Origin of the sequence: Methylobacterium sp. WL116 (assembly GCF_008039455.1) — a bacterium.
In the GTDB taxonomy this organism is placed as follows: domain Bacteria; phylum Pseudomonadota; class Alphaproteobacteria; order Rhizobiales; family Beijerinckiaceae; genus Methylobacterium.
This window is the reverse complement of sequence record NZ_VRUV01000048.1, coordinates 1-16,337: the sequence shown is the minus strand read 5'-3', so window position 1 is coordinate 16,337 and position 16,337 is coordinate 1. Positions and strand designations below refer to the sequence as shown.

Genomic DNA, 16,337 nt, shown 5'->3' with positions numbered 1-16,337 from the left:
GCCATGGCGCAGCCGTTCGAGGTCGAGGGTGCGATGAAGTGGGCGCTGCGGCCGTTGGGCCGCATCGTCAGCCCCTTCTTCACCCCTAGCACCAGCGTCGAGCGCGGGCGCCCAGAACGGCCTGCGCTATGCCTACTTCCCGGAGACGCGGCGCCTGGCGATCGAGTCCGACGCCGGGGTCGCGCTCTACGACACCGGCGAGCACCAGATCTCGGGTGTCTCCCAGTCCGACGGCGCCCTGCGCTTCACCGGGCCGCAGGGCAGCATCGCCCTCGATACGCTGCGCCGCCTCGCGCCGGACGCGCCGACGCCCGCGCGCGACGCTTCTCCCGCTTCGGCCCCCGCCCCCGCTTCCGCTCCTGCTACGGCGCCGGACTCGTCGGGCGACGGGGACGTGTTCACGAAGATCGAGCGGCTCGCCGAGCTTCACGGCCGCGGGGTGCTGACCGAGGCCGAGTTCGCCGAGAAGAAGGCCGATCTGCTCTCGCGGCTCTGAGCCGGCGCCCCATATCGCAGGGGCGGCCGCGTTCCGGGCCGCCGGACCCCGCATGGCCTCGATCGGCGACCTCCTCGACATCTCCACGATCTATCACGAGCCCGCGGTGGAGACGTTTCCGCGCGGGCGCGAGATCCTGGCGCGCTACCCGGACGCGACGCGCATCCCGGTGCCCTCGCACTGGAACATCCCGGCGCTCCACGGCAACGAGGGCTCGGTCGAGGACTGGGTCCGGATCAAGCGCTCGACGCTGGTGCTAGGGGTGAAGAAGGGGCTGACGATGCGGCCCAACGGCCGCAGCGCCCACTTCATCGCACCCTCGACCTCGAACGGCTGCGCCATGGCCTGCGCCTACTGCTACGTGCCGCGGCGCAAGGGGTTTTCCAACCCGATCTCGCTGTTCGTGAACGTCGAGGCCGCCTGCGCGGCGATCGCGCGGCATGCCCGGAAGCAGGGCGCGCTGCCGGAGCCCGACACCATCGATCCCGCCGCCTGGGTCTACGACATCGGCGAGAACGGCGACCTCTCGGTCGACGCGGCGATCTGCGACAACGTCCGCGACCTCGTCGCGCTGTTCCGCACCCTGCCCAACGCCAAGGGCTCGTTCGCGACCAAGGCGGTGAACCGCGACCTGCTCGCCTACGACCCGCAGGGGCGCACCCGCATCCGATTCTCGCTGATGCCGGCACGGATCGCCAAGGTGGTCGACGTGCGCACGACGCCGATCGCCGAGCGGATCGCGGCGATCGACGACTTCGTGGCCGCGGGCTACGAGGTCCACGTCAACTTCTCGCCGGTCATTCTCTACGAGGGCTGGGAGGCGGATTGGCGGGCCTTGTTCGCCGAGATCGACGGCACGCTGTCGGACGCCGCCAAGGCCCAGCTCAAGTGCGAGATCATCCTGCTGACCCACAATGCCGGCCTGCACGCGGTCAATCTCGGCTGGCACCCGCGCGCCGAGGAGCTGCTGTGGCGGCCCGACATCCAGGAGGCCAAGGTCTCCGAAGGCGGGGGCGCCAACGTCCGCTACCGCGCCGGCTGGAAGGGCCGCTGGCTCACCCGCTTCAAGGCGGTGCTCGCGGAGACGATGCCGTACTGCACCGTGCGCTACGCGTTCTGAGCGGCGGGATCGAACCGTTCTCCGCCCCTGGGCGTTCCCGACCGCATCCGGGAGGACCGACCATCATGAGCGATCACGCACGGTACCTGAGCGAGGCGGTGCAGCTGGCCGCCGACAACGTCTGCGACGGCGGCACGCCCTACGGCGCCGTCCTGGTGCGCGGCGACGAGGTCCTGGCCCGGGTCGCCAACAACGTCCACACCACCAACGACCCGACCGGGCATGCCGAGATGGTGGCGCTGCGCGAGGCGAGCCGGCGCCTCAACAGCCGCGACCTGTCCGGCAGCGTGATGTACGCCAGCGGCCAGCCCTGCCCGATGTGCCACGCCGCGATGCGGCTGTCGGGCATCCGCGAGGGCTACTTCGCCAACGCCGCCGCCACGGCCGGCGAGTTCGGGCTGCTCGGCGCCGAGATCTACGCCGAGCTGTGCCGCCCGCTCGACGCGCAGCCTATGCGGCTGAAGCACCTCGACGTGCCGGACGCGACCGCGCCCTACGCGGCCTGGAAGGCGCGCAAGGACGAGGCCTGAGCCGATCGGCTCGGCGCGTCCCGGTCAGTGCGTCCAGGGCGCCGTGCGGTTGAACTTGAAATTGTCGGAGTAGGACAGGCCCTTGCGCGGGGGGGCCGTCTTCGGCTCCTCGACGCGGTAGACGATGCCGGCCTTCTTGGCGTAGGCGACCGCATCCTCGAGGGTCTCGAACTTGAGGTGGACCTGCTGCAGCATGTCGCCCGAGCCGGTCCACCCCATCAGCGGGTCGGTCTCGCGCGGCGCGGTCTGGTCGAAATCGAGGTGCCAGACCTTGGTCCGGGCCGTCCCCGACTGGGACGCGTCCTTCGACGGCTGGAAGATGCGGGCGCTCGACATGGCCTTCAGACACCGCTCCGGAAATCGATGGTCGGGGCGATAGGATTCGAACCTACGACCAGCTGGTCCCAGTGTTACCCCCATTTCAGGTCTCACACCATGGGGCGTTATGGCCTCATGGCGATGCGAAAAGCAACGATCCTGGCCGCAGAGCCAAGGCTTCCCTGCAAATTCTCAGCACCTGCCACCCCCATTGCATATCACACGTCATATCTGTCCAACGAAGCCGACACCCGTTGGGGTCTTTGGTCGAGGCCATCGCTCAGATGGACGAGAAATGTTCGCAAGCAACGCATTAACCATGAACCATCGACCAAGACATCTCAGCTCGTCTCGGCACTCCTACAGAAAGGATTTATTCGCAAAAACGTGCTATGATTCAGTTCAAATAGGGATCGTGGCGCACTTATTGCTCGCTCGGTCCTCCCCACTTCAATCCCTGTGTCACACCGGTGCAATCTGTCCCGCTCGCGGAAACGCGGTCGTTCGGCTGTGCCGCCGTGAACTATGGAGGCCGCCGTAGATGGATGCAGAGCGCCAGATCACTCCGCTCCATCACGTCGCGTGCGATTATCCCCTCGCCACTCCCCATGGCTCATCCATTCGCGTTCTTATCACCGAGGACGGTGTATCCCCTGTCCTCCTCGATTGGTTCCTCGCGCCCAGGAACCGCAACAAGAGTCGAACCTGGCAGCGTGGCTATGCCCAAGCCTTTGGCCTGTTCTATGATTTCGCGCGCCAGCGTGGGCACGTCTACGAGCGCGGTTCCAACCAGCGTGAGGTTCTGTCGGACTTCGCGGAGGCGCTTCTCTGCGGCACAATTCAGCCTGGCGGCGATGACGAGAGCGGCTTGTTCTGGCCGAAGCTATCCTTCGGGGTCGCGGATGCTCACATCAGACGCCTGACGAAGCTCTCCGATTTCTGTGTCGAGCGTCACGGCAACGAGGCGCTCAACCCCTGGATTGCCGCAGATTGGTCTGAACGCCTGGCGCAATTCCGGCTGTGGGATGTCGGCAACCAAAGGTCCCTACTCAAGCATCTTGGTGACCGGCGTGCGGCCTGGGACCGCACAGCTCACGCTCGCGACTTCGACCTCGGACCTGGTCCGAAGATCGATCCTTCGCGCCCTCCTTACTTCCCGCCTAGCAAGTTCGCCGACCTCATAAAGGATGGTTTCTCGGTGCCGAGCCGGAACGGCCGCGGCCCCTTGCATCTGCGTATGCACGTCCGGGACATGATGATTGCCATCCTCCAGGGCGCAGGCGGTCTCCGCGAGTCGGAGCCATTCCATCTCTTCCTCGACGATGTCCGGGAGGACCCCAGGGCCGCTGGATCCGCCCTCGTGCGTATCCATCACCCCAGCGAGGGCAAGTACCGTACGTTCAATCGCACCGACCGTAAGTGGCATACGAGGAGCCGAGAGGAGTTTCTCCGTGAGCAGGGCCTCTGTCCCCGCCATAAGGTGGGGCAGCTTAACCTCTTTGCCGGATGGAAGGATCCCCTCCTCGTCAAGGAGAAGTCAGGCGACTTCTACATGGAGGTTCAGTGGTTCCCGGTCTGGTGGGGAGAGATCTTCTGGAGCCTTTATCGGTCCTACCTGCGCGTCAGGCCGGTCACGAAGCACCCATTCCTGTTCGTGACCCATCGTGGAGCAGACAGCGGTGGTCCCTACACCATCAAACAGTACAACAAGAAGCTCGCCAGGGCGGTCGGTTTGGTGGGTGTTGAGCCGGTGAAGGAGACCGGCGGGACGTCGCATGGGTTGCGACACCACTACGGGCAGATCCTGGCCGATGCCGGCGTCGAGATGACGGTGATCCAGAAGGCGATGCATCACAAGTCGCCGGAGAGCACAGCCATCTACACGCGGCCGGAGGCCGACAAGGTCAATCGGATACTGAGCGGAGCGGTTGCGCAGCAGGAGCGCATCGAGCTTCCGTCACTGATGGGGGGTTGATAACGATGGGTTGCGTCGCCGATCTGCCGCCCATCGCGGTCGCTCGCCAGGGTGGGACCGATGCCACCTCATTCGTGGCCGCCGACGAGTCGTGCCTCACGCTGCTTGAGCCCTTCGAGACAAGCCGAGCTAAGGCTGCGGTCGACGCCATCGCGGTGATCCTGCGCGCCAAGCCTCGGCCGATGGGTGAAGCTTTCAGGCTGCTCGACACTCTGAGCGAAGCCTCCACCCGTGACGAATTCATCACTTCGCTCGACGCCATCCATGTCGCATTCGTTGCACGCCGGTTCCCACAGGCGGAATTCGTGCTGCTCTGTCTACATCTGTACGTGCGAGGCGTAGTCCTTTTCCCTCGGAACTTCGTCCGGGGTGGCGAGACGCTCTTCAGTCCCGTTTACACCAACCAATCGACGCCGGTGACAGCCTCTACCGCCCCCGAGCTCGCCTCATTGCAGGAACGGGTCCGGCGCCATGCCCGCGCCAAGGCGAACAACAATCTGGATCTCGTCTCCCGCTGGGCAATCCGTGCGGTTGTGACGGTCGGTCCGTTCACCCCCGACCTCGTCCTAGACGAAAGCATCGCCAGAATCTTGGCTGAGTTCGCGCCGGCGCAGGACCGGAAATATTGGGCATTCCGGGAGGCCATCCACGCCATCAATCGAAGTGCCGGCTCGGACGGGTTCACCGGCGATCTCAACACGATCCTCCGGCCCCTGGTGAGGGCGGAGCATGCGCTGGCAGCGGTGTCGACGACGGTGCCAGCTCGCCGCAGCACCCGCAGGTCGGACCAGACCTTCGCCTGGGCCCTCATGAAGGACCGGAGCGTCGAACCTTGGCGGCATCTCCTAGCGTCGTGGATCGGTAGCATGAAGGCGCGCAAGCGCCTCACCTCCGATGTCATGCTCGCAAACCATCTGCTCGATTTCCTGATCCTCAATCCCGAGGTGACCCGGAACCCAGCCGAATTCCTGAGGGCCGATTATCCACTGGCGGGAACGTTCCTCGTCTACATCGCGGAAAAGAAGACGGAGACCATTGCGAAGGCACACACCTTCTTCGAGTACGCCCTCGATACCCTGTGCTGCATCGATGACGAGGGGACGCCTTACCGCCTGCGTGGGTTCGCGAACCCTGTGCCGCAGGACGCCATCCCACCATCTCGTACCTACTCCGGAGGTCAGACCCACCGTCTTGCCATGCCCGTGGCATGGGTGACGATCCTTCAGGACATCATCACGCGCGATGGGTTCCGGTGGGCCAAGGAGACCTTCGCCAGCTCGGACTGGTTGCGCGTCGCCGACCCTGTGACGGGCGAGGCTACGAGCGTCTGGAACCCGGTGCGCGCCTACCTCGTGCTGCTCAAGCTCTACCTGCCGCTGCGGACGCATCAGGTGCGCATGCTGGACAGTGGCGAGGGAGACCGAGACGTGATCGACGCCTCGTCCAGGACCTGGGTGAAGAACGGCTTCGGCGTCGCCCTGAGCGAGGCGGATCAGGGCGTGTTGCGACGCATCTGGGACCCGGAGCGCACGAGCTGGTTCACCGGGATATTCGTGAACACGAACAAGACACAGGACCGGGTCGGCGATGTCGATCAAGGCTATGTCATCCCGTGGGAGAACGAGCAGGTCATCAGGCTGGTTCTCGACCTGCGCGAGTGGCAGGTCCGCTACAACCCGTTGACGTGTCCCACGCCCTTCGAGCATCTGCCGGACGCCCGTGAGGCGAGTTCCGACGTGGTCGCCTGCACGCCTGCCCGCTACTACCTCTTCCGGGATGCAACGAGCGACAAGCGCGCTGTCCCCGTGACCTCATCCAGGATGCGTGGCTTCTGGAACGCCCTGTGCGCGGAACTGGAGGAGGAGCTTCAGCGTCGCGGCATCCGCAATCAGGATGGCACGGCAATCGAGATCATCGATAGCTGGCGGGACGAGCCGTCGGGTTCGGTGCCGGCGACGTCGATCTTCGATTTGCATTCCCTCCGGGTGACCGGCCTGACCGCTTTCGCGAAGGCCGGCGTCCCGATAGCCGTCCTCAGCAAGCTGGTGGCGGGGCATGCCAGCATCCTGATGACGCTCTACTACGCCCGTCTGGACATCGGATACGTGAGCGAGGTCCTGACCGACGCCCAGGTGAAGCTCGACGGCCAAGCCCAGACGGAGATGGCTTCATTCATCAAAGCTTTGTCGGTGACGGAGCTGTCGCTCCGAACGGTCTGCAACTCCGTTCAGGGGCTTGAGAGCGCGAAGAGAACGCAGCCCGCCATCTGGCAGTGGATGGACCATGGCATCTGCCCGAACGGCCGCACGAGATGTCACGAGGGAGGGGAGGCCGTGGTCGACCAGAAGGACCGCAAGTTTCACGGTCCGGTGCGAGGAGGAGCAGGCAATTGCGCCCTGTGCCGGTTCTTCGTGACCGGTCATCAGTTTTTGCCGGGCCTCGTCGCGAAACTCAACGAGACGAGCTTCGAGGCAACCGAGCGATCCCGGACCTGGCGTTCCCGGAACCAGGCCGAGCAAGGGCTGCGGGCAGCTCGCATCGCGGCGGAGGATGCCGGAGAGGCGCAACGGCCTCAACAGGATGCTGAGTTGATCCGGGCTTCCAGTGCGGCCGAGGATGCGATGCACGAGCTCGATGTCTGCGCCGAGACGATGCACGCCTACCACAACCTCGTCGAACAGGCGGTGGCCATTGCGCGTCGGGAGGTCCCAGCTACGGACGATGCGGCCGGATCGAAGGAAACCGCCCTCATCGTCAATGCTCCGGAAGGCAGCAGCATCGACATCGACTACGTCGAGGTTCCGGAGTTCGAGCTGGTCGACGAGATCTGCCGGACCTCTCGTTTCTACCGGTCCATCAACTGGACGACCGCCAACCTGCGTCGGAAGGAGATCTTCAACCGGATGCTCATGCGTAACGGGTTGGAGCCCGTCTACGTCGGGCTATCCGACGAGATCAGCAAGATCGCACTCGACGCCGCGTCGGACCTGCTGAGGCGGCGGATGTCGCGAGGCAAGCTCAATCGCCTCATGAGCGGTGAGACGCGCCTGAAGGAACTCGGCCTCCTGGAGGAGACGGTGTCCTTGATCGAGCAACAGATCGGACGTCCCGTCCACCGTGTCCTCATGATCGAGGCTTCCGGTGAGCCGACGGCGAAGTGGCCTCTGCTCATCCCGGCTCCGGCGCTCGTGGAGGCTTGACCAATGGCACAGCCATCCATCGTACCCGTCATCCTCACCTTCCTGGAACCCTACCTGGACGAGATCGAAGCGGCTTGGCAGGCGTCGCCTGCCGCTCGCCGTGCGCCGACGTTGCCGCATCTTCCGGACGGCAAGGTCAACGTGCGCCAACTCGTGCGCTCGCTCATCGAGCGCGATCAGGCGGACGCTCTCAAGGTCGGACGGGCCACCCTTTTGCGGGAATCCCACGAACAGCATTTCTTCAACAAGCGCGATCTAGCCGGTCCGGTGAATATCGTCGCCAAGGTTCAGGGCCTCAAGCCAATCGGGAGCAGAGCCCTGCAGGATGCAGAGGACGGTGCCGTGCGGCAACGCCTCGCGGAGGGCCGCGCCGAAGCGAAGAGGCAGTCCGAAGGCCATCTCGAAGCGAGGGTGTTCGTCGCTGATCTCGTCCGACGAAACGCCGAGTTGGAGACGGAAAACACGAACCTCCGGAACCGGCTCCTCCACGTGCAACGGACCGGCGCCCTCGTCAGGACGGAGCCCGTACGATGAGTCTGGTCGGTTCAACGGAAACGGTAGAGGGAGTTGTCGCATCCGTGTTGAGCCAGCTTGCCGCCGGCGCGATTTTCTCGATGCGGACAGCCGGCGGTGCCGACGTCAGGATCGTCCTGGATGGTCAGGGCCTTGAGCCGGAGATGGGCGATCCGCTGCGAGTTGCCGGCCGTTGGCGTGAGCATCCAACGTACGGGTGGCAGTTGCATGCACCCTCGTCGACCTGCCGCCGCATCGTGCCCAGGAACGCCCTTATCGTTCCCTGGCTCTGCAGCCTGCCCGGTATCGGTCCCAAGCGCGCGAAGCGCTTGACGGAACACTACGGGAGCGACCTCGGCTCCGTGCTCGGAGGCGGAGCGCCGATTGAGGACATCGCCCGGGTCATCGACGACGAACGGCCGCACCTGGCCGCTCGGATCGCCGGAAACATCAACATGAGCTGGGTGACGCTCATGGGCGAGTACGAGACCACGGTCTGGCTTGAGGAGCAGGGTATCGTAGATGCAGGAGTCGCTCGGATGGTCCGATCGCTGATGGGTGCCGGGGCGTCGGCGATCCTCGCAGCCAATCCTTATGTGCTTTCCGGCATCCTGCCTTGGCGCCAAGTCGACTTGCTGGGGCGGCGCATCCTTGAGGCACAGCGGCCAGGAAGGACTATCGGACTATCCACGGAGCGTCTCGTTGGGGCGGTGGATGCCGAGATGCGCGAAGTGACCTCAAGGGGTGACACCGCCGCTCCCAAGGACGCTTTCATGGACGACGTGGCGAAGCGGATAGGCCGCGAGCCAACGCCGGAACTCACTGCAACCCTCGTCACGGCCGCCGTTCGAAACCAAGCCGTCATCGACGGTGGGATGGTCTGGCGGTCGCCGGGCTGTGCGGTGATGGAGGATGAGGTCGCGGTCCGTTGCAGGCGCATGGCGCTTGGGCTCGAAGCGTCCGGGCGTGTCCTCGTTCCCCTACGTCACGCCCTGGCCGAAAGGGTCGAGACGTTGGCCGCGGGTGATCGGGCGTTGCATCGGGAGCAGAAGGAAGCCGTCTGTAAGGTGCTGGGAAGCGCGTTGAGCTGCCTCGTGGGAGGGGGCGGGACGGGAAAGACGAGCACCTGCCGTGCCATTGTCGAGATCTGGGAAGGGCTAGGCGGCCGCGTGGAGATGGCCGCCTTGTCGGGGATGGCGGCTCTTCGGCTCACGGAGGGAGTGCGCCGCGGCGGGAGGCAAGGCCTTCCGGCGCTGACCATCCATCGTCTTCTGCTCGGGCTTCGAAAGAGGCGGGACGGCGCGACGCACTGGGCTGCCCACGGGAACGTAGGCGATGAAGACGTCGACCTTCCACTGCTGGACGAGCGGACGCTTCTGATTGTCGACGAGGCCTCGATGGTCGGCCTCGGCGAGATACACCAGATCCTCGATTTCCTGCCGCCCGGTTGTCGCTTGCTGCTTGTTGGGGACCCGTTCCAGCTTCCACCGGTCAGCTTCGGCATCTTCTTCCACCGGTTGGTGGCGTTCGACCAGGTCACGGCGAGGCTGACCACGGTCCACCGGCAGACGGAAGCTTCGGGCATCCCCATGATCGCCGCCGCGATCAGATGCCGGACGCTCCCTCCCCTACAGCGTTTCACCGGGGTCGCTGCCGGCGTGTTCATCGTCCCCTGCGACGAGGAGGATCTCGACATCGCCGTGGAGGAGGTGGTGGAGATCCTCGATGACGAAGGAACTTTCGCCGACCTTCGCATCGTGGCCGCCTTCAACGAAAGCGGCGCCGGGTCCGTGCTGGGGCTGAACACGCGGTTTCATGACGCGCATGTGGCGCGAACAGGCGCACCGAGCATCAAGGGCTGGTTGGGGCAGTGGTTCGCCTTGGGCGAGCCGGTGGTGCACGTCAGAAACGACTACGAAAGGAGCTTGCGCAATGGCTCGCTGGGGACGGTTGTCGCCGTCGACGAGGAAGCCCGCGGCTTGACCGTCCGGTTCGACGGCATCGACCGTGAAGTCCAGTTTACCCGGGACCGCCTCATCGATCTGGCACTCGCCTACGCGATTACCGCCCATCGGGCTCAGGGGAGCCAGGCGAGGCGGGTCGTGATCCCCATTCCCAACAGTGAATGGATCGATCCGACGTGGGTGTACACGGCGCTCACCCGCGCAGAGGAGCAGGCCGTGTTCGTTGGAGACCCGAAAGCCTTGGCGGCGGCCCTTAAGCAAACCCCGGCATACGAGAGGAGGATCTGCGACCTGCGCTTCGATTTGGAAAACCCCGCTATCAGTTCCGCAGCGTGAGGAGTGACGATGGACGACGAGTTCCACCTGCCGCAGCCATCACCCCGGTCCAAGCTTGGCGAGGACGTACCCGACGCGTTCGAGCCTGAGCACGCGCTTGTCGGGCAGCCTAAGACCCTGGAGCGGTATCGGGAGATCCTGTCTCGGACCTCAAGCACGACTAAGTGCCGCCAGATGCGGAACCTTGCATGGGTGCTCACGACGCATGCGAACGCACGGTCGACCGACTTTCGGGTCGTGACGGTTGGAACCCGGACAGCGGCGTGCGGAGGACCGACCGCCCAGACGATCCGTAACGCGAACGGCGCGGACTACCGGGCTCTCATCGAGGTCTTCGCCGGCGAGGTCCAGGGATCAACGAAGGCTGTTACGAAGGAGGTCTCCGGTAGCGGCGAAGATGCCCTTCTCGCCAGCATCGAGAACCTGTCCGCTCGGAACCAGGTCCGGCTCCTGCTCCATGACTGCGCTGGGCTTCGGAACCAAGTGAACCTGCTGAAGCATCAGATCGCACGCGAGGCGCCACCGATGCCGACCGCACTGAGCAGGCCGGCGCAGGGAAACTCGCCTTCGGCGCCTCAGTCGATCCTCATCTCAAAGGCGCGTCGGGAATCCATCGAGCACTTCGTGAGCGAGTCGAATATGAGCATGAAGCGTTGGCGGACCAACGAATACGGGGCGTTAGTCGATGCATTCGACGTGGAGATCGCCCGACCTGGCTTCGTCGATGGCCTGAAGCAGATCCTGCACCAGCTTGCCTGACGTCGTCTGCGGGCGCTTCGGGCACACGACCGGCTGGTCGAGGGGGCTGGACCTACCGTTTCCTCGGCGGGCCCTGCGACCCTATATTCGAGCGGACCAGCGGCGAGGATTCGGTGATGCCGATACGTGAAGAACCCGTGGTCGTGCGAAACTCGCGCATCTTGGGAGGCCGACCGATATTCCGGGGTACCAGGGTTCAGGTCGAGATGCTCTTCGAGAACCTTGCCGAAGGATACTCCGTCGACGAGATCATCGAAAGCTTCCCGACCCTCGACAAGGACGACCTTCGGGCCGTCCTGCTCCAGGCCTGCGAGGCCCTGAAGCGGTCTGCGCCGGATATCACTCCGGAACACGAACCGGAGGCGGTCGCGCATGCGCGTGTTCTTCGATGAGAACATGCCCCGTCCCCTCCGGCACGTGCTGGATGGCCATGAGGTCTCATACGTCGAGAAGGAGAAGTGGAAGGGCAAGGAGAACGGCGAGCTCTTGGCGCTCGTCGAAGAACGGTTCGACATCATCCTAACCTCCGACGGAAGCATCGAGTATCAGAACACCCTCGCAGGCAGGGACCTCTCGATGGTCGTCGTGCCGACCAACAACCTCACGCGGCTGCGGGCAAACGCGGTCGCGATACGGGTCACGTTGGACGAGATCGAGAAACTCGACCATCATGTCCTCGTCACTATCGACTGGAAGGGCCGCCGTTCGCTTAGGCGGCTGGACCTCATCGAAGCGGACGAGGTCGATATCGGCACGGTCTCGCCATTCGGTCCGTGACTTGCCCTCGAAAGCCCCTGACCTTTGGTGAGTCCCTGAGCAAGCGGACTTGCCTGGGCGTCAGCCCAGCCGAGGGGGGCCCGCAACCCCTGACCTCCGGAGCCGTCCCCTCGCATCGCCCGTCCGGCATCGGCGCGCGCAGCCTGCAAGGAGGGTCCGCGCACGCAGTGCGTGGATGCCTTGCGGGCGAGCACGGCTATGCCAGGGTGATGATGCGAGGGGATGCGTAGGCGGTCAGGGTCTAGGAATTCACTGCACCTCCACCCTTTTCCGAGCCAACCGGATGGGGCGTTCGTCTACCTGCGGCGCAAGTCGTGGTGGGTGCGGGAGGACTCGAACCTCCGAAGCTTACGCAGCGCGTTTACAGCGCGCCCCCTTTGCCGCTCGGGACACGCACCCAATTCCGTGCCGACCCATTGGGGCGGTCGGCCTTCCCTGCCCCTCTCGGGGGAAGCTTGGTACCGGCGCGTGGGATCGAACCACGGGCATCGGGTTCCACAAACCCGCGCTCTACCACTGAGCTACGCCGGCAAGCTTGGTGCGGTCGCCGGGACTCGAACCCGGAGGGGTTTCCCCACCAGCACCTCAAGCTGGCGCGTCTACCGTTTCCGCCACGACCGCGAACGGGTGCCTGGACCTCGCTGGCCTCCGGGCGCAACGCGCCGCGCGGAGGCCGGCTGGACCCGGGAAGATTTGGTGCGCAAGGCGGGACTCGAACCCGCATGGGCCTCGCGGCCCACCAACTCCTGAAGCTGGGGTGTCTACCTGTTCCACCACCTGCACGGGAAAATCGATCAAGTAATTGAAGGATGGTCGGGGCAGCAGGATTTGAACCTGCGACCTCCACGTTCCGAACGTGGAGCGCTACCAGACTGCGCTATGCCCCGAGAACCCTGGCCGTAACCGGCAGGGTGAGGTGGCCGCTTCCTAAAACGTCGAGGTCCCGAGGCCCTAATCGCCTACAAGGGATACGCATTCGGATGCGGGATTGGGCGGCCGGCCTCTTCGCGAGGCGTCCGAAACTGGGAAGTTGGTCGGGGCGACACGACTCGAACGTGCGACCTGATGGTCCCAAACCATCCGCTCTACCAGGCTGAGCTACGCCCCGATGTTATACGGCACTGTGAGGTGTCACACCCCTAAGCGCCTGAACCTAAATACATAGTACACGTGCCGGGGGTTATATGTCCCAAACCAGGTGCGCTACCAGACTGCGCTACACCCCGACATGCCATCGGTCTTACGGGGTCGCCGGGGCGCGGGCAAGGTTCGATCGGTGTCGCGGCCCTAGACGCGGATGTCGAGGACTGTCCGCTCCATCGCGTCGGACGCGCGCAGGACCGCCGCGTTGGCCGCGAAGGCGGCCTTGTCCTCGATCAGCCGGACGGCCGTGCTCGACAGGTCGACCTGGGCCGCGCTCGGAAGGCTCGTCCCGATCTCGGCCACGCGCGTGGCGGTCGACTCGAACCTCTGCGACGCGGCAGCAAGGCCGGCACTGCTGATCGACGTCGCGCTGATCATGACCCGCCTCCCCGATGACGCGACTCAAACCATGGCGGGCCTGAAGGAAACCGCCGAGGATTGCCGCGCATTTGATCGATGACGGCGTGAAGACGAAGATACAATTGCGAAAGGCCGACGGCCAACGTGGTCCCTGCGGTATGACCGATGCGCGGGCGGTCCCAGAGGCGCCCCGCGCCGAACGCCGCTTGATCCGCGCCCTATCCGACCCACCTGCGGCATCGAGGGCGCGACGGTCCACGTCACCTGAGGATGTTTCGATGATCGATCTCTACTACTGGCCGACCCCGAACGGTCACAAGGTGACGATGTTCCTCGAGGAGGTCGGCCTCCCCTACACGATCAAGCCGGTCAACATCGGCAAGGGCGAGCAGTTCGATCCGGGCTTCCTGAAGATCGCGCCGAACAACCGCATGCCGGCGATCGTCGACCACGCGCCGGCCGACGGCGGCGCGCCGATCACGCTGTTCGAGTCGGGCGCGATCCTGCTCTACCTCGCCGAGAAGACCGGCCGGTTCCTGGCCACGGACCTCCGCGGCCGGCAGGAGGCGCTGCAATGGCTGTTCTGGCAGATGGGGGGCCTCGGCCCGATGCTCGGCCAGAACCACCACTTCTCGCAATACGCCCCCGAGAAGATCCCCTACGCGATCAACCGCTACGTCAACGAGACCAACCGGCTCTACGGCGTCCTCGACCGACGGCTCGCCGACCGCGACTTCGTCGCCGGCGATTACGGCATCGCCGACATGGCGGCCTATCCCTGGATCGTCCCGTGGGAGAAGCAGGGCCAGACCCTCGACGATCACCCGAACCTGAAGCGCTGGTTCCACGCCATCGCCGAGCGCCCCGCCACCAAGGCCGCCTACGCCCGCGCCCCGGAGGTCAACCCCGACCACGGCAAGACCATGAGCGAGGACGCCAAGAAGGTGATGTTCGGGCAGACGGCGGGGAACACCAAGCGCTGACGCGCACCTCCCTCCCCCCTTTGCGGGGGGAGGAAAGCGGCGTTACCGCCGTAGGCCGTCCAACCGCACCGGCGCCGCGTGCGGCCGCGTCGCCAGCATCTCGTCGATCAGCGCCAGGACCTCGGCACGCCCGCAATTGGCGGCGGGCTCGAACGGGGTCCAGGTCTGGGTGAAGTCGAGGCGGGCGAACACGTCGCGGTAATGGCGAAGTTCGTTCGTCGTCAGCGGCACGCCGCGCACGAAGGCCTTGTGCGCCGAGATCGTCACGGCGCGGCGGAAATCCTCCGGGTCCAGCTCGAACTTCAAAGCGTCGCCGCAGAAGCAGATCTTCCGCTGGCGATCGAACAGCACGGCGTGGCCGTCGAAGTGGCCGGCGGTGCGGTGGAGCTCGAGGCCCGGCAGCGGCTCGAGGAAGTCGTCGTAGGGCCACGAGACCTGCAGCGCGGCGCTCCAGGTGAAGTCGGCGGCGGGCAGGCACAGCTCCGGGTCGAACCGGTCCTGCAGCTGCACCAGCGCCCCGTAGGCGTGCGGGTGCGAGGCCGAGAGCACCTGCATGCCGCCCAAAGCGGCGATGTGGTCGAGCGCCGCCTCGCTGAAGACCGGGCAGCCCTCGAAGCCCATGTTGCCGGCCTCCGTGCAGATCAGGTAGCTCGACGGGCCGATGCCCGAGACCGGCTCGTTCCAGAACCGCCAGACGCCCGGCTCAAGCTCCTGCCAATGGCAGGGAAAGCGCGCCTGCGCGTCGTGCTTCGTCCAGAAGCGCCAGCCGTCCTGCGGCACGACGTGGCGGGCGTCGAGGCACATCGGGCAGGCCGGCGGGGTCTCGAAGTGGCGCTGCCAGAAGCCGCAATTGTCGCAAACGTAGGCCGGCAGATCGAGGGCGCCGGCAAAGGGCAGGTATCCGGGCACGCGTCGCCTCGTGGCAGTGGGGATGGTGCGGGGTTCCTATCAGGCGCCCCGCCGGAACGGGAGCCCGTCAGGGTCGCGGCAGCAGCCGCCGCGGGGAACGCGCCACCGCCGCGGCGCTCGCGAGCCCCGCTAGGGCGATTCCGGCCAGGCCCGCCATGAGCAGGTCGCGCTCCCGGCTGGTCCAGAACGCGGAACGGGTGCGCTTGGTCCGGGCGCCGAAGCGCCCGTCGATGCCGACGTCGCCCGGCACCGGGGCGTCGAGGTTGCCGGCCCGGTACGGCAGGTCCTCGTCGGCCATCTGCTTGGGCCACATCTCGGCGGCCTTCCGGTCGGCATAGCCCGGGACCAGGGCCTGGGCCGCCGCCATCATCACCGTGCTGCGGCCGACCCAGACCTCGCGGCGCGGATGCTCGGCGGCGTAGACGATGGCCTCGGCGCACAGGCGCGAATCGTAGACCGGGTCCGGCGCATTCTGGTCGCGGCCGGTCCGGTTGCGGGTCCAGCGGTATTGCGGGGTGTTGACCGCCGGCAGGTAGATCACGCTGAGCGAGACCGCGGACTTGTCGTGGATCAGCTCGCAGCGCAGCGAATCGGTGAAGCCCGAGACGGCGAACTTGGCCGCGCAGTACGGCGCCTGCAGCGCCGCGGCGCGGTAGCCCAGCCCGGACGAGACCTGGATGATCGCCCCGCGGTCGCGCGGCTTCATGAAGCGCAGGGCGGCGAGCGTGCCGTAGACCTGGCTGAGATAGGTCGTCTCGGTGACGCGGCGGTACTCGGCCGGCGTGATCCGGTCGGCCCGGCTCACCACCGTCGACATCGCGTTGTTGACCCAGGCGCGGACCGGCCCGAGCTCGGCTTCGATCCGGGCGGCGGCGGCGTCGACCGCCTCGGCATCCGACACGTCGGCCGAGATCGTCAGCACCGGGCGGCCGGAAGCCGCGAGGGCGGCGGCGG

16 protein-coding genes and 6 tRNA genes are annotated in these 16,337 nt (G+C 65.9%); 12 read left to right on the top strand and 10 right to left on the bottom strand.

Going from position 1 to position 16,337, the window contains the following annotated elements:
• Positions 1-394: 394 nt before the first annotated feature.
• The 3 genes from FV223_RS31610 to FV223_RS06770 all read left to right on the top strand — a co-directional run bounded on the left by FV223_RS31610 (position 395) and on the right by FV223_RS06770 (position 2,146).
• Positions 395-496: an SHOCT domain-containing protein gene (locus tag FV223_RS31610; RefSeq protein WP_246689623.1), complete on the top strand. Its 102-nt coding sequence runs from the start codon at positions 395-397 to the stop codon at positions 494-496.
• 52 nt (positions 497-548) lie between these two features.
• On the top strand, positions 549-1,616 hold the full coding sequence (locus FV223_RS06775) for a spore photoproduct lyase family protein (RefSeq protein ID WP_147726083.1): 1,068 nt from the start codon (positions 549-551) through the stop codon (positions 1,614-1,616).
• Between the two features lie 65 nt (positions 1,617-1,681).
• Positions 1,682-2,146 carry a nucleoside deaminase gene (locus tag FV223_RS06770; protein ID WP_147726082.1) on the top strand — a complete coding sequence of 155 codons (465 nt, stop codon included), beginning with the start codon at positions 1,682-1,684 and terminating at the stop codon, positions 2,144-2,146.
• A 24-nt stretch (positions 2,147-2,170) separates the two neighbouring features.
• Here FV223_RS06770 and FV223_RS06765 read toward each other — a convergent pair whose 3' ends face one another.
• Positions 2,171-2,482 carry an ETC complex I subunit gene (locus tag FV223_RS06765; protein WP_147726081.1) on the bottom strand — a complete coding sequence of 104 codons (312 nt, stop codon included), beginning with the start codon at positions 2,480-2,482 and terminating at the stop codon, positions 2,171-2,173.
• Between the two features lie 523 nt (positions 2,483-3,005).
• On the opposite strand from FV223_RS06765, the gene gmtY reads away from it, so the two are divergent.
• The 7 genes from gmtY to FV223_RS06730 all read left to right on the top strand — a co-directional run bounded on the left by gmtY (position 3,006) and on the right by FV223_RS06730 (position 11,988).
• Positions 3,006-4,439, top strand: coding sequence for a gamma-mobile-trio recombinase GmtY (gmtY, locus tag FV223_RS06760; protein WP_147726080.1), 1,434 nt, complete (start codon positions 3,006-3,008; stop codon positions 4,437-4,439).
• A gap of 5 nt (positions 4,440-4,444) precedes the next feature.
• Positions 4,445-7,639, top strand: coding sequence for a VPA1269 family protein (locus FV223_RS06755; protein ID WP_147726079.1), 3,195 nt, complete (start codon positions 4,445-4,447; stop codon positions 7,637-7,639).
• Positions 7,640-7,642: 3 nt separating this feature from the next.
• Positions 7,643-8,173 (top strand): hypothetical protein, encoded by a 531-nt coding sequence (locus FV223_RS06750; protein WP_147726078.1) that lies wholly within the window; start codon positions 7,643-7,645, stop codon positions 8,171-8,173.
• Positions 8,170-10,452, top strand: a complete 2,283-nt coding sequence (locus FV223_RS06745; protein ID WP_147726077.1) for an AAA family ATPase — start codon at positions 8,170-8,172, stop codon at positions 10,450-10,452. The genes FV223_RS06750 and FV223_RS06745 overlap by 4 nt, the downstream gene beginning before the upstream one ends.
• 9 nt (positions 10,453-10,461) lie before the next feature.
• Entirely contained in the window at positions 10,462-11,211 is a 750-nt protein-coding gene (gene gmtX / locus FV223_RS06740; RefSeq protein WP_147726076.1) for a gamma-mobile-trio protein GmtX, read from the top strand.
• Between the two features lie 116 nt (positions 11,212-11,327).
• Positions 11,328-11,603 carry a DUF433 domain-containing protein gene (locus tag FV223_RS06735; protein WP_147726075.1) on the top strand — a complete coding sequence of 92 codons (276 nt, stop codon included), beginning with the start codon at positions 11,328-11,330 and terminating at the stop codon, positions 11,601-11,603.
• Entirely contained in the window at positions 11,584-11,988 is a 405-nt protein-coding gene (locus tag FV223_RS06730; RefSeq protein WP_147726074.1) for a DUF5615 family PIN-like protein, read from the top strand. Before FV223_RS06735 ends, FV223_RS06730 begins: the two co-directional genes overlap by 20 nt.
• 315 nt (positions 11,989-12,303) lie before the next feature.
• Here the strand turns inward: FV223_RS06730 and FV223_RS06725 are convergent.
• From FV223_RS06725 to FV223_RS06695, 7 genes are all read right to left on the bottom strand, one after another.
• A tRNA-Tyr gene (locus tag FV223_RS06725) sits at positions 12,304-12,387 on the bottom strand.
• Positions 12,388-12,444: 57 nt separating this feature from the next.
• Positions 12,445-12,519 (bottom strand) — tRNA-His (locus FV223_RS06720).
• A 5-nt stretch (positions 12,520-12,524) separates the two neighbouring features.
• A tRNA-Leu gene (locus FV223_RS06715) sits at positions 12,525-12,609 on the bottom strand.
• A 73-nt stretch (positions 12,610-12,682) separates the two neighbouring features.
• A tRNA-Leu gene (locus tag FV223_RS06710) sits at positions 12,683-12,771 on the bottom strand.
• 27 nt (positions 12,772-12,798) lie between these two features.
• Positions 12,799-12,875, bottom strand: a tRNA-Pro gene (locus FV223_RS06705).
• A 144-nt stretch (positions 12,876-13,019) separates the two neighbouring features.
• Positions 13,020-13,096 (bottom strand) — tRNA-Pro (locus FV223_RS06700).
• A 179-nt stretch (positions 13,097-13,275) separates the two neighbouring features.
• Entirely contained in the window at positions 13,276-13,434 is a 159-nt protein-coding gene (locus tag FV223_RS06695; RefSeq protein WP_246686524.1) for a hypothetical protein, read from the bottom strand.
• A gap of 4 nt (positions 13,435-13,438) precedes the next feature.
• Between FV223_RS06695 and FV223_RS30155 the strand changes: the two genes are divergently transcribed.
• On the top strand, positions 13,439-13,591 hold the full coding sequence (locus FV223_RS30155; protein WP_187274883.1) for a hypothetical protein: 153 nt from the start codon (positions 13,439-13,441) through the stop codon (positions 13,589-13,591).
• A gap of 178 nt (positions 13,592-13,769) precedes the next feature.
• Positions 13,770-14,474, top strand: a complete 705-nt coding sequence (locus FV223_RS06690; protein ID WP_147726072.1) for a glutathione S-transferase N-terminal domain-containing protein — start codon at positions 13,770-13,772, stop codon at positions 14,472-14,474.
• 42 nt (positions 14,475-14,516) lie between these two features.
• Here the strand turns inward: FV223_RS06690 and FV223_RS06685 are convergent, their stop codons facing one another.
• Both FV223_RS06685 and FV223_RS06680 read right to left on the bottom strand, forming a co-directional pair.
• Positions 14,517-15,383, bottom strand: a complete 867-nt coding sequence (locus FV223_RS06685; RefSeq protein ID WP_147726071.1) for an MBL fold metallo-hydrolase — start codon at positions 15,381-15,383, stop codon at positions 14,517-14,519.
• Between the two features lie 67 nt (positions 15,384-15,450).
• Positions 15,451-16,337: SDR family oxidoreductase (locus FV223_RS06680; RefSeq protein WP_147726070.1), on the bottom strand; the 887-nt coding region annotated here is incomplete at its 5' end.